Annotated in this window: 14 protein-coding genes; 12 read left to right on the forward strand and 2 right to left on the reverse strand. The window is 38.2% G+C overall.

Annotation, left to right across the window (positions count from 1 at the left end; all coding sequences use genetic code 11):
- The first annotated feature begins 38 nt into the window (after positions 1–38).
- A complete protein-coding gene (locus N0B48_RS07075) occupies positions 39–680 on the forward strand; it encodes a uracil-DNA glycosylase (protein ID WP_259837836.1) in 642 nt (213 codons plus the stop codon).
- Here the strand turns inward: N0B48_RS07075 and N0B48_RS07080 are convergent.
- The gene (locus N0B48_RS07080; protein WP_259837838.1) at positions 667–1,182 is read right to left on the reverse strand and encodes a hypothetical protein; all 516 of its coding nucleotides are present in this window, start codon (positions 1,180–1,182) and stop codon (positions 667–669) included. The two genes, N0B48_RS07075 and N0B48_RS07080, sit on opposite strands and share 14 nt — an antisense overlap.
- Positions 1,183–1,278: 96 nt before the next feature.
- Positions 1,279–1,770 (reverse strand): DUF456 domain-containing protein, encoded by a 492-nt coding sequence (locus N0B48_RS07085; protein ID WP_259837840.1) that lies wholly within the window; start codon positions 1,768–1,770, stop codon positions 1,279–1,281.
- A gap of 122 nt (positions 1,771–1,892) precedes the next feature.
- Here N0B48_RS07085 and N0B48_RS07090 point away from each other — a divergent pair, with 122 nt between their 5' ends.
- The 11 genes from N0B48_RS07090 (at position 1,893) to N0B48_RS07140 (ending at position 12,337) form a co-directional block, all read left to right on the forward strand.
- A complete protein-coding gene (locus N0B48_RS07090) occupies positions 1,893–3,161 on the forward strand; it encodes a mechanosensitive ion channel family protein (protein WP_259837842.1) in 1,269 nt (422 codons plus the stop codon).
- Positions 3,162–3,365: 204 nt separating this feature from the next.
- Positions 3,366–4,085, forward strand: coding sequence for a pyridoxine 5'-phosphate synthase (locus N0B48_RS07095; protein WP_259837844.1), 720 nt, complete (start codon positions 3,366–3,368; stop codon positions 4,083–4,085).
- Positions 4,086–4,206: 121 nt separating this feature from the next.
- A complete protein-coding gene (locus N0B48_RS07100; RefSeq protein ID WP_259837846.1) occupies positions 4,207–4,986 on the forward strand; it encodes an alpha/beta fold hydrolase in 780 nt (259 codons plus the stop codon).
- 115 nt (positions 4,987–5,101) lie between these two features.
- Positions 5,102–5,347 carry a microviridin/marinostatin family tricyclic proteinase inhibitor gene (locus tag N0B48_RS07105; RefSeq protein ID WP_259837849.1) on the forward strand — a complete coding sequence of 82 codons (246 nt, stop codon included), beginning with the start codon at positions 5,102–5,104 and terminating at the stop codon, positions 5,345–5,347.
- Between the two features lie 43 nt (positions 5,348–5,390).
- Entirely contained in the window at positions 5,391–5,627 is a 237-nt protein-coding gene (locus N0B48_RS07110) for a microviridin/marinostatin family tricyclic proteinase inhibitor (RefSeq protein WP_259837851.1), read from the forward strand.
- A gap of 51 nt (positions 5,628–5,678) precedes the next feature.
- A complete protein-coding gene (locus tag N0B48_RS07115; RefSeq protein ID WP_090023257.1) occupies positions 5,679–5,906 on the forward strand; it encodes a microviridin/marinostatin family tricyclic proteinase inhibitor in 228 nt (75 codons plus the stop codon).
- Between the two features lie 82 nt (positions 5,907–5,988).
- The gene (locus tag N0B48_RS07120) at positions 5,989–6,945 is read left to right on the forward strand and encodes an MvdC/MvdD family ATP grasp protein (protein WP_259837855.1); all 957 of its coding nucleotides are present in this window, start codon (positions 5,989–5,991) and stop codon (positions 6,943–6,945) included.
- Positions 6,938–7,942, forward strand: coding sequence for an MvdD family ATP-grasp ribosomal peptide maturase (locus N0B48_RS07125; protein ID WP_259837856.1), 1,005 nt, complete (start codon positions 6,938–6,940; stop codon positions 7,940–7,942). Before N0B48_RS07120 ends, N0B48_RS07125 begins: the two co-directional genes overlap by 8 nt.
- A 478-nt stretch (positions 7,943–8,420) precedes the next feature.
- The gene (locus N0B48_RS07130) at positions 8,421–9,434 is read left to right on the forward strand and encodes an NAD-dependent epimerase/dehydratase family protein (RefSeq protein WP_259837857.1); all 1,014 of its coding nucleotides are present in this window, start codon (positions 8,421–8,423) and stop codon (positions 9,432–9,434) included.
- A complete protein-coding gene (locus N0B48_RS07135; RefSeq protein ID WP_259837858.1) occupies positions 9,431–11,200 on the forward strand; it encodes an AMP-dependent synthetase/ligase in 1,770 nt (589 codons plus the stop codon). Before N0B48_RS07130 ends, N0B48_RS07135 begins: the two co-directional genes overlap by 4 nt.
- Positions 11,201–11,278: 78 nt before the next feature.
- Positions 11,279–12,337, forward strand: a complete 1,059-nt coding sequence (locus tag N0B48_RS07140) for a diphosphomevalonate decarboxylase (protein ID WP_259837859.1) — start codon at positions 11,279–11,281, stop codon at positions 12,335–12,337.
- The last annotated feature ends 98 nt before the right edge of the window (positions 12,338–12,435 follow it).

Genomic DNA, 12,435 nt, shown 5'->3' on the forward strand with positions numbered 1-12,435 from the left:
ATATTTTTGTACTATTAACACATTTTCATATCAATCTCATGACCTGGACAGAAGTTTTAGCCCCGATAAAAAGTACAACCTATTTTACAAACCTTTGGGAAAAAGTAAAACAGGAATATGCCACCACCAAAGTATTTCCGCCTAAAAACCAAATCTTCAGAGCACTGGAAATAACACCTTTTGAAGATGTTGAGGTCGTGATTATCGGTCAGGATCCTTATCATAATGATTTTCAGGCTAACGGTTTGTGCTTTTCTGTTTCCGAGCAGGTAACAGCACCGCCTTCCCTTAAAAATATTTTTACTGAACTGAAAGATGACGTAGGGGTGGAAAGAACATCAAAAGAACTGGATGACTGGGGAAAACAGGGTGTTTTATTATTGAATGCTACGTTAACGGTTCGTGCCCATACACCGAACTCTCATAAAGACTTAGGTTGGGAAAAATTCACAGATTTTGTCATCAAGGAAATTTCAGATAAAAAAGAGAATGTGGTTTTTGTTCTTTGGGGAGCTTTTGCACAAAAAAAAGCCGAACTTATTGACCCGGCTAAGCATTTTATTTTAAAATCGGCGCACCCATCACCGTTTTCTGTGTACAGAGGATTTTATGGAAGCAAGCCCTTCTCAAAGATCAATGAATATCTGATCTCAAAAGGGAAGAAGCCTATTTCCTGGTAGGGTTCGGATTCGCAGCTCCGTCCGCTTTTTTGATGGTAAGGGCAACTTTATATTTTCCTTCCAAAGCTTTTACACCGCCCTCTGATTTTGGGAAAGGAGTGATCTCTTTCAGGGAAATGGTATATCCGTTGAATTCTTCAGACATATAATAATTCCTGCCTGCATTGTCTGATGAAGCCAGGAGCAGAACGACTGGTCTTGTATAGGTTCCCATCACTTCGATCTGTGCTACGGCAACTCCGGCCCAGATACAGTTGACGCCTTCAGGACATCGGCTGTCCTCAGAAACTCCTTTGAATGTGACATTCATTTCGTACTCTTTCAGGAATTTATTTTCGCCCTGATTAAGGTAGATGACGCCTTCTTTTTGTACCGAAGACTTGGGACCACTGGTATTAGCAGTTGTTCCGGAAGTTGAGTCCGGCGTTTTCGTTTTCTTTTGGGCATTGCATCCTGCTAAGGTTAGCATTCCCAGACTGAATATAATGGCTTTGTGAAACATAATTTATTTTTTATAGAGTTCGAAAATACCTTAGCTAAGATTTTAAAACTTGCCTAAGATACTGAGACGAGTAACTTCCATCCTCCCTCTTCCAATCTAAATAACATTAAGCATATCTAAAACTACTACCAAAAACATTGCCACACCTACCACAAGACTGAATCCAGTTCCGTAAATAAATCCGATAAATGCCCCTTTCGTTGATTGCAAAGCTTTGTTCATATCCTTGCTGTCATGAAGAAGTTCCCCGATAAATACCCCCGCAAACATTCCAATCAGAAAGCCTAAAGGAATAGGAATAAAAATTCCTACAATTGTTCCAATGATAGATCCGATGCTTCCCCAACGTGTTCCTCCGTATTTTCTGTTTGTTTTTGCCGGAATAACATAACTTAAGACAGCAGAAACTGCAGTGAGAATTCCAAATGCCCAGATATAAATCATAGGAAGATCCGCATCGGTCCCGAATTTATAAATCAGAAGTCCGCAGATGCTTAATAAAAGCCCTGGAAGGACGGGCAGGAACGTTCCCAGTATTCCCACAAACAGTAAAATAAGGCAGAGAATATTAATTAGCGTTGTATCCATTCTTTAAAATTATCAATGCAAGATAGGAAAAAAGAAGATTTACAGAAGCCTTTTGAATATTTGGGATGAAAATTGATTGTCAATAGTAACATCATCATTCTTAATTTTATAAATTTGCTGTAATGAAAGACGAGATACAGGATACTAAAAGTTTTTTACAGGAAATAAGTGATCAGCTTTACATCTATATCAGCCAGGTAACACCCGGCGGAATGGATTGGATTGTTCATATTATTGTCAAACTGGCACTGCTTTGTGCCGTGTTTTTAGTGGTAGATTTTGTGTTTAAATTTGCTATCAATTTTATCTTCAGATTTTTCCGGAATGATGAGAAATATCCAATCATCCGATCTATCTACCAGTCTAAGATCTCTAATTCCGTAGCTCATTTTGCCGCACTTTTGGTGGTAGGAGGAATACATCCTTCCATATTTCCTGCAACGGCACTCCCTAAAACCAATATTTTCATCAACAGATCCATCAATTTAGGCCTCGTGCTTATTCTTGCCGGAATGTTATACAGATCATTAACAGGTTTCAGGTATTATTTCACCATAAAACAGGACTTCTACAAGATCATGGCACTGAATGCGATTTCGGAAACCGTAAAGATCCTTGGGATTTTCATCTTTTCTGTGGTGGGACTTTGTGTGATATTTGGAATTAAAGGAACGACGATTGTAGGAAGTTTAGGAGCCATTACCGCAGTATTGGTGCTTGTTTTCAGAGATACGATTTTAGGTTTTGTAACCGGAATACACGTTGCAACCTCTAAAAATTTAAAAGTAGGAGACTGGGTAAGCATTCCGAAATACAGCATTGAAGGAAATATTACCGATATCAGCCTTCTGACAACGAAGATCACCAATTTCGATAAAACCGTTTCCACAATTCCCACCTACGATTTGCTGACAACAGAGATTAAAAACCTTCAGGTGATGTCTGAATCCAATACCAGAAGAATCAAGAAATCGGTCTATTTTAATATCAATTCTTTTAAATTTTTAAATGAAGAAGATATTGAACGGTTAAAAGATATCAACCTGATCTCAGATTATCTGGAAGAGAAAACACTGGAAATTGAAAAAGAAAAACAAAATCTGGAACATAACGATAAAACAATCAACGGAAGACAGTTGACCAATATCGGGGTTTTCAGATATTATGCTCAAAAATATATAGAAAACGATCCTGATATTGATCAGGAGGGAGTCAGAATGGTTCGTCAGCTCGATATTACGCCGCAGGGACTTCCTCTTGAAGTGTACTGTTTTGCAAATGATTCCAAATGGGATCACTTTGAACAGATTCAGGCTGATATTTTTGACCACTTGCTTGTAGCTTCCAAAGAATTTGATCTTCAGGTGATGCAGGTGAGTATTAAAGTGTAGAATAGAGAAGTTAGAAGCTAGAGACTAGAAGTTAGTAGGATTCGATTGCTTATTCTGATCTGGCTTTAGAGATATAGAAGTATACCCAAAACTAATTTCTAACCTCTACTATCTAATTTCTCGAAAAGTAATAATAATGTGATATAGAAGTACGCTCAAAAGCTAACATCTAACTTCTACTATCTAACATCTATAAATAAAGAAATGACAAAGCTAAGCGTAAACATTAATAAAATTGCGACATTAAGAAATGCCAGAGGAGGCGAAACGCCAAGTGTAACAGAGGCAGCCGTGAAGATCCAGGAATTTGGAGGACAGGGAATCACTATCCATCCGAGACCAGATGAGAGGCACATTACAAGAAAAGATGTCTACGATCTGAAGCCATTGGTAACCACTGAATTCAACATTGAAGGAAATCCGCACCGCTCTTTTATTGATATGGTTCTGGAAGTAAAGCCGGAGCAGGTAACGTTGGTCCCTGACGCAGACGATGCTATTACCTCCAATGCAGGATGGGATACCAAGAAACACTTGGACTTTCTGACAGAAATTATCGCAGAGTTTAAAAACGCAGGAATCCGCACTTCTATTTTTCTTGATCCTCTGCCAGAGCTGGTAGAGCACGCTGCAAAAACGGGCGCCGAAAGAATAGAACTGTATACCGAAGCCTACGCGAAAAATTACCTTACCAATAAAGAACAGGCTATAAAACCTTATTACGATACCGCCGTTGCTGCTACAGAATTCGGATTGGGAATTAATGCAGGTCATGACTTAAGCCTTGAAAATTTAAAATACTTTGCCGATAATATTCCAAATCTACTTGAAGTATCCATCGGTCATGCTTTGGTTTCTGAAGCACTGTATATGGGACTTGAAAATACGGTTCAGGCGTATTTGAAACGTTTGGCAAAATGGTAAAGGAGAAATTAGAAGTTAGAATTTAGAATTTAGTATGAAAGACGCACTTTAAATATTCAACCTCTAATTTCTAGCTTCTAACCTCTAACTTCTAGTTTCTAACCTCTATAATTAAAAAAAAATGGACATCTTAAACTCAAAAATATTTGGCGAAAATCTTACGGTTACGCCGCTTCTTGTATTTCACGGGCTGTTTGGAATGCTGGACAACTGGGGAAGTTTTGGAAAAGACTTGGGCGAATATCTTCCCGTACACTTAATCGACCTTAGAAATCATGGGCGAAGCTTTCATTCCGAAAGTATGTCGCATGATGATCTGGCAGATGATATTGCTGGATATATGGATCATTACGGAATTCAGAAAGCTCATGTTTTAGGACATTCTTTAGGTGGAAAGGCCGTGATGCAATTTGCTTTGAAATACCAGGAAAGGGTAGATAAGCTGATCGTAGTAGATATTTCACCAAAAGCTTATCCTCCGCATCATCAGGGAATCATCAAAGCTCTTGAAACGGTAGATTTAAATACTGTAGGTTCAAGAGGTGAGGTGGAAACGGTTTTGAGTCAGTACATTCCTGAAAAATCTACGATACAGTTTTTAGCAAAAAACCTATATTGGGATGACAACAAAAAGCTGAACTGGAGGTTTAATCTTAAAACTTTATCTGAAAAATATAACGAGTTTGTTTCGAATGCCGTAAAATTTGGTGTTTTCGAAGGTGATTCTTTATTTATTGCAGGCGCAAAATCAAATTATATCCTTCCACAGGATGAATACGGGATTAAGCAGCAGTTTCCAAAAGCAAAAATTGTCACTGTAAAAAATGCAGGACATTGGGTTCAGGCTGAAAATCCGGTTGATTTCGCGAATGTTGTAAAGGAATTTCTTGATTTACATTAATTAAATTCCGCCTATTCAATTATTTAGTTAAAATTTTCTTAAAATAAGATAATATTTCCCCACGTATTGAAATTTTTGTACTTTAGTTTTACAAAAAAGCTAAATATATTAACTTATGGAAAAGAAAAACTCAAAAAAACCTTTCTTTGCTTCATTTTTAGAGAAACAAATTAATGATCCTGAGAAAATTCAGGGCGGTGGAATTACGGCACCTACTGTAGATACTATTACTGTACCGACAAGAGATGTTGTCATTACATCACAACTTGTGGACAACGCGACATTGCCTTTAAGAGATCAGGTGGTAACAATGAAGTACCCGTCTGACAGTGATGAGGGTGGTGAATTAGAAATGTTGTAATCAGCATTACAACGAAATATTTTTTTAACCCAACTCAATAATCATGAAAGACGAAAATTCAAAAAAGAAGCCTTTTTTTGCTTCATTCCTGGAAAAACAGATCAAAGATCCGGAAACCATTCAAGGGGGTGGAATTATTACAAGCACTGACAACGACATCGTTACTGTTCCTTCAAAAGATAATGTTACAGCACAGATTTTTGATCATGTGACAAGTCCGAACAAGGATCTGTTGGTTACTATGAAGTATCCTTCAGACGGTGACGAAGATCTTGTTTAAATTTCTGTACACAAGAAATTACAAACATATTTTAACCAAAACTAAATTATTATGAAAGACAAAAATTCAAAAAAGAAGCCGTTTTTTGCGTCATTCTTAGAAAAACAACTGAAAGATCCTGAAACAGTAAAAGGAGGTGGTATCATCACAATTCCTGAAAGAGATGTGATCACGAAGCCAGTGGTAGATAACGTAACTTCTCCTCAGGACGACCTGATGGTGACAATGAAATATCCATCTGACGGAGATGACGATGCTCCAACAGTTCCATTAGATTAGGACGTACAATATTAATCGTATTAATACAATCATATCAAAGGAAACTTACCATTAAGTTTCCTTTTTTAATAAAAAGCGGCACATGATTCTCTGCATCACCCACTCAAAGGATTTTTACAATATCGATATCTTTTTTGAATATCTTACTTCCAAAAATATTCCATGGTTCAGACTGAATTCTGACCGTATGAACCATTTCCAGAAGATCAGTGTGAATGAAAATTCATTTGAACTCACCGATGAGTCCGGAAATACGATACATTCCAAAGATATTCAGGCAGTATGGCACAGAAAAGCCTGGGGAATAAACACGCCCGAAGAACTGGATGAAGAGTACAGAAAAATATTCCTGAGCGGATACGCGAGCCTTCGCTATAACCTGATCACCGTCCTGGAAAACATTCCATGGATCAATCCTTTTGAGAATGAAAGAAAGATAGACGGAAATAAAATGCTTCAGTTAAAACTGGCCAAAGAAAGCAGCCTCACGATTCCTGAAACTATTTTTTCTAACGATGAAGAAAAGATTACTGCCTTTTTTCATGAATTCTGCGGCGGAAAAGCAGTGGCTAAACTTCACAGCCTGACAGCAAAGACCATGAACGGAGAAAATCTGATCTCAACCATGATCATTGAAGAAGATACTCTGGAGAATATTTCAGACATCACGTATTGTCCGATGATCTTCCAGCCCTACATTGACAAAGCTTACGAATTGAGAATTGTTTATCTGGCCGGAGATTTCTTTACGGGAAAGATCAACAACAGCGAGAATGTCGACTGGAGACTGGCTAATGGAGATTATACCTGGTCAGCCTATGAACTTCCGGAACATATAAAGTCAGGTCTTACGTCTATGATGGAAGAAATGGGACTTTATATCGGAGCCATTGACATGATCCGAGGAAAAGACGGGGAATATTATTTCCTGGAAGTGAATCCACAGGGAGAATGGGGAATGCTTCAGAAAGAGCTGGATTTTCCCATTGCAGAAAAAATTGCCGATAACCTTATAAAAAGAATCAATACCCATGAATAAAATACTAATCATTACGCATACTGCTGATAATTTTTCAATTGAAAAAGTAACAGAATACATAGAGAAAAACGGTTGCGAGGTCATCCGTTTCGATGTAGACCTGTATCCTATAGAAAACAAACTGTCCACCATTTTTCAGGATGGAGAATGGGTAAGTATCCTTGAGACTAAAGATAAAAAGTACCGTCTGGATGATATTGCTGCTGTTTGGTACAGAAGAGCTTACAATATCGGAAACGGACTGCAGGAAGAATTGGAAAAAAAATTCTACGGGGCTGCCATGGGCGAGATCCGCAACACACTTTTCGGGTTTATAGAGTCTGTAGATGCTTATGCGTTGGGAAAACCGGGTGTTTACAGAAGACTGGATAGTAAAGAAGAACAGCTGAAAATTGCAGTTAAATTAGGACTTAAAATTCCTGAAACCTGCCTGACAAATAATCCTGAAGAAGCCAGACAGTTCATCCTTAAGCATCAGAACGTAGTGGCAAAAATGCAGACGGGTTTTGCAATTTATGAAGACGGTGTGGAAAGTGTTGTTTTCACAAATGTGGTGAATGAAGATAAGCTTGAAGAACTGGATTCATTAGTGTATTGCCCGATGCAGTTCCAGAAAAAGATAGAAAAGAAAAGAGAACTTCGTGTTACCATTGTAGGACAGGATGTTTATGCATTTGAAATAGATTCCCAGCAGTCTGAAGATGCTAAAGTGGACTGGAGAAAAGATGGTGTCAACCTATTAACGAAATGGGAGAGAACAGAACTGCCTGCAGATGTTGAATCAAAACTCCTTGAACTTTTAGATGTTTACAATGTGGATTACGGTGCGATAGACATCATTGTTTCCCCTGAAGACGAATATTATTTCATTGAGATCAATGCAGCAGGTGAATTTTTCTGGCTGGATAATTTAACGGAAGAAAATATGATTTCCAAAAGCATCGCAGACGTACTTTGCGACAAAGCTCCAAGAAGAAACAATATGGTTATGGCTTAAAAAAGGTCATCACTAATTCATACCCAAAAGCCCTTTTGTCAATCTGAAGGGCTTTTTTTGTCTTTTAGAATGAAAGTTTTTCATCAAAGTTTTCATAATTGACCATTCACATGCAAAGCAAAATTCACCATTGACTTTACACAAATCAAACAGATTTTTTATCACGACAAATAAAATCTTTGATTTTTTATTTAAAGCTTAAGTGTACTTTCTATGCGTAATGCATGAACTTAAAAAAATAACTTAAGTGTTTAAAAAACTTTTGTCTCTTTTGTAGTTTAAAAAAATATTCTATCAGCTTAACCAAAATTACATGTGAAGACCAAAATAATGATAATATTGGTTAAATTAAGCGGAATTCTGCTTTAAAAATCGCAAATTTGCATAAGGCGTTTTTCATAAAATCCTGACAGGAAAATGAAGAATTGCCGGATAGAAAATATTGTTATATTTTAGTCAGCAATCAAGTAAATAATTAATGATTTTTGTAACGGGTGCAACCGGAATCCTGGGAAGGGTGATCGTTTTGGAACTTCTTAAAAAAGGGAAAAACGTGCGTGCTTCCAAAAGACCGGGCAGCAATTTAAACGATGTAAGGCATTCTTACGGTTTCTATACAGAGAATCCTGATGATCTTTTCAGTAAGATTGAATGGGTAGACGTAGATTTCGATGATATTGATGCTCTGCAGAATGCATTAAAAGGGGTAGATGAGGTCTATCACTGTGCCGCCAAAGTAAGTTTCCATCCTCATGATGAAAAAGAAATGTACCATACCAATGTGAAGGGTACAGAAAATCTGCTGTTTGCCTGTGAAGGTTCGGATGTGAAAAAATTTCTTCACGTCAGTACCATTGCGGTTCTGGATATTTTTAACGAAAACGGAGAATTAGACGAAAGTTCTGAATTTAATCCTAAAGAAGAACATTCTGCTTACGCCATTTCAAAGCACCTTGCTGAGATGGAGGTGTGGAGAGCTTCTGCGGAAGGTTTGAATACCATCATCGTCAATCCGGGAATGATCATCGGAAGCGGAAACTGGGGCCAAAGTAGCGGAGATATTTTCCCAACGTTTGAAAAGAATGGCTTTACATTTTCCGGCGGAACCAGTTATATTGATGTAAGAGATGCAGCTCAGATTTCCATTGATCTGATGGAAAAGAATGCTTTCGGAGAACGTTTTATTCTGATATCCGAAAACAAAAGATATGCAGATCTTGGGAAACAGATCCGTTCACAACTTGGATTGAAGGAAGCAAAAATCCTTTCAAAATTCCAGTTAAATCTCGGAAGACTGGCTAATATCCTTTTCGGCTGGCTGATTCCGAAGCTGAGAATCATTACAAAATCCAATATTGAATCCATATCATCCCTTAACACCATTTCCAATCAGAAGATTAAAAAAGAGATCGATTATCAGTTGATTCCTGTAAAGGAAAGTGTTGATTTTCATCTTAAAAATTATATTAACGACAAAAAGCTGAATTCATGAATGTTGCAGCAGCAATTATCCTAAAAAATGTAGAAAAACATCCGGTGAAATCCGCGATAGGCTTTAAAAAGAAAGATGAGGCGTGGAAAGAACTGAGCTGGAAAAAATTCGGTGAAATTGTTTTTAAGACTGCTAATGCACTGAAAAATGCAGGAATTCAGGAAAATGATAAAGTAGCGATCTACTCAGACAATTCTTCGGAGTGGATGATCTTTGATCTGGCCTCAATGGCGATTGGCGCCATCAATGTACCTGTGTATTCAACCAATAATGCAGAACAGGCGGAATATATCATCAATGACTCTTCAGCAAAAGCTGTATTGGTGGGCAGTCAGGAGCAGTATGATGCATGTCTGGAAATTTTGAAGAAAGAAGAGAATCCATTGGAAACCATCATTGTTTCTAAAAAATCAATCTGGATCAAAAAAGAATTCAACAGTTTTTATCTTGAAGATTTCATCGCCAAATCGTCTTCTAAACTGGAGATCTGTCATAAAGAAAATGACGACACAGCCACGCTGATCTATACATCCGGAACCACTGGAACTCCAAAAGGGGTGATGCTTACTCACGGAAATTTCATCAAGGCTTTCGATTCTCACTTCGAGTTTTTTAAATTTAAAAACTTTGAGGAAGAGCTTTCCCTGGCATTTTTGCCGTTGAGCCACGTTTTCGAAAGAAGCTGGAGCCTGCTTTGTCTTTATGGTGGAGCAAGGGTATATTTCCTGGAAGATCCGAAGAATATTGCAAAAACGCTGGAAGAGGTGAAACCCACGATGATGTGTGCGGTACCGAGATTTTTCCAGAAAGTATATGCCGGAGTTTTAGAAAAAGCCGAAGAGGGTTCATCGCTGAAGAAGAAAATCTTCGATTGGGCGCTGGCAACAGGATGGCAGACTGCAGAACTGAGAAGAAATGAACAGGTGATTCCTTTTGGATTAAAATGCAAAGAATCAATCGCTGATATGCTCGTTTTCAGCAAAATTAAAGAGAAGATGGGCGGAAGATTGTGGTTCTTGCCTTGTGGTGGAGCATCACTGTCGCCGGAAGTGACAAAGTTCTTTGATTCCGTAGGCATTCACGTAACAGTTGGTTATGGACTGACAGAAACTACAGCCACACTGACACTTTTCCCATTGACCCATTTTGAACATGGAACCAGCGGAAAACCTTTACCGGGTGTAGAAATCCGTATCGGTGAAAATGACGAGATCCAGGCTAAAGGAAACGGAATCATGAAAGGCTATTACAACAAGCCGGAAGAAACCCAGAAAGTTTTCACGGAAGACGGATGGTTCAAAACCGGAGATGCCGGAAAATTTGACGATAAAGGAAATCTGATCATCACAGACCGGATCAAGGATCTGATGAAAACCTCCAACGGAAAATACGTCGCTCCACAGCAGATTGAAAATCTTCTGACCAATAATAATTTCATCCAGCAGATCATGCTGGTCGCAGAAGGAAGACAGTTTGTTTCCGCACTTATTGTTCCGAATTTTGAGTTTTTACAGGATTATATTAAAAAGAACAACATTCCTTTTACCAATTGGGAGACTGCTGTAAAAGACGACAGCATTGTTGCTTTGTATAAAGAGAAAATTAAAGAACTACAGGTTCATCTGGCAGATTATGAAAAAGTGAAGAAATTCACGCTGATGCCTGCTGAATTTGATATCAATACCGGTGAAATCACCCCTACATTGAAGGTTAAGAGAAATGTAGTGCTTAAAAAATATGCGGATATTATAGAGAAAATGTATTAGAAATAAAGCTTGATCAACCCAAGGAGTAAAGTTCCTTTTGTGGTTCAATAAAAGAGTTTTATTATTTTAAATCAGACTATGACAACACAAGAATTTCTAGGAAAACAAAATTTCACCATCCATACTCAGATAGTTTCAGACAGCTGTCCGTCCAATATTGCCCTGATCAAATACTGGGGTAAATATGAAAACCAGATCCCTGCCAACCCGAGCATCAGTTATACGCTGAATCATTGTAAAACCAATACTTCTATGGAATTTTTGGCGGATGAACCTTTCTCGGTACAGACTTTTTTAGCAGGAAATGAAGAGGTGAAATTTGCCGAAAAAATTGAAAAATACTTCAAAAATATCGAAGAGTATCTTCCATGGATTCTGAAAGGAAAATACATCATCAGAACAGAAAATACATTTCCGCACAGTTCCGGGATCGCGAGTTCTGCTTCAGGATTCGGAGCTATTGCAAAATGCCTGATGAAGCTGGATGGAATTTTTTCCAATGAACTTTCTGAAGAGGAATCATTAAGAAAAGCTTCGTTTCTGGCAAGATTAGGAAGCGGAAGCGCCTGCAGAAGCTTATACAACGGCTTGGTGGTCTGGGGAACTTCCGATGAGGTGGAAGGAAGTTCAGACTTATTTGCTGTACAATATCCGGATGCTGAAATTCACGATATCTTTAAAAATTTCAATGACTGGGTTTTACTGATTCATGAAGGGCAGAAAAGTGTCTCTTCTACGGTAGGACATGGTCTGATGAACACCAATCCTTATGCAGAAAGAAGATTTCAGGAAGCAAGAGAGAATTTTGTTCCGATGAAAGAGATCTTAAAAAACGGTGATATGGAACGTTTCATCAAATTGGTAGAACATGAGGCGCTTACACTCCACGCGATGATGATGATGAGTGATCCTGCCTTTATCCTGATGAAAACCGGAACCATGGAAGTCATCAATAAGGTCTGGGATTTCCGTAGAGAGGCTGGTCTTCCCTTATTCTTCACACTTGATGCCGGAGCCAATGTACATTTGCTGTTCCCGAACAACGGATCAGAAGATCAGATCAAAACTTTTATCGAAACCGAATTACTTCAGCATACTCAAAAGAATGGAGTCGTAAAGGATGTGATGACGTTCTAAAAAGAAAAAAACAGCAGTTCTTTACTGCAAATAAAATATAAACATCTGTGTAATTCGTGAAAATTGTGAGAAAAAACCTCCCGCAGATTTCACGGATT

It is taken from the genome of Chryseobacterium herbae (genome assembly GCF_025154075.1).
GTDB lineage: Bacteria > Bacteroidota > Bacteroidia > Flavobacteriales > Weeksellaceae > Chryseobacterium > Chryseobacterium herbae.

Excerpts from the sequence above, each read along its gene's own strand:
- N0B48_RS07100 (WP_259837846.1), top strand. The coding sequence starts at position 4,207 with ATGGACATCTTAAACTCAAAAATATTTGGCGAAAATCTTACGGTTACG.
- N0B48_RS07090 (WP_259837842.1), top strand. The coding sequence starts at position 1,893 with ATGAAAGACGAGATACAGGATACTAAAAGTTTTTTACAGGAAATAAGT.
- N0B48_RS07135 (WP_259837858.1), top strand. The coding sequence starts at position 9,431 with ATGAATGTTGCAGCAGCAATTATCCTAAAAAATGTAGAAAAACATCCG.
- N0B48_RS07095 (WP_259837844.1), top strand. The coding sequence starts at position 3,366 with ATGACAAAGCTAAGCGTAAACATTAATAAAATTGCGACATTAAGAAAT.
- N0B48_RS07120 (WP_259837855.1), top strand. The coding sequence starts at position 5,989 with ATGATTCTCTGCATCACCCACTCAAAGGATTTTTACAATATCGATATC.
- N0B48_RS07105 (WP_259837849.1), top strand. The coding sequence starts at position 5,102 with ATGGAAAAGAAAAACTCAAAAAAACCTTTCTTTGCTTCATTTTTAGAG.
- N0B48_RS07080 (WP_259837838.1), bottom strand. The coding sequence starts at position 1,182 with ATGTTTCACAAAGCCATTATATTCAGTCTGGGAATGCTAACCTTAGCA.
- N0B48_RS07130 (WP_259837857.1), top strand. The coding sequence starts at position 8,421 with ATGATTTTTGTAACGGGTGCAACCGGAATCCTGGGAAGGGTGATCGTT.
- N0B48_RS07125 (WP_259837856.1), top strand. The coding sequence starts at position 6,938 with ATGAATAAAATACTAATCATTACGCATACTGCTGATAATTTTTCAATT.
- N0B48_RS07140 (WP_259837859.1), top strand. The coding sequence starts at position 11,279 with ATGACAACACAAGAATTTCTAGGAAAACAAAATTTCACCATCCATACT.
- N0B48_RS07110 (WP_259837851.1), top strand. The coding sequence starts at position 5,391 with ATGAAAGACGAAAATTCAAAAAAGAAGCCTTTTTTTGCTTCATTCCTG.
- N0B48_RS07115 (WP_090023257.1), top strand. The coding sequence starts at position 5,679 with ATGAAAGACAAAAATTCAAAAAAGAAGCCGTTTTTTGCGTCATTCTTA.
- N0B48_RS07085 (WP_259837840.1), bottom strand. The coding sequence starts at position 1,770 with ATGGATACAACGCTAATTAATATTCTCTGCCTTATTTTACTGTTTGTG.
- N0B48_RS07075 (WP_259837836.1), top strand. The coding sequence starts at position 39 with ATGACCTGGACAGAAGTTTTAGCCCCGATAAAAAGTACAACCTATTTT.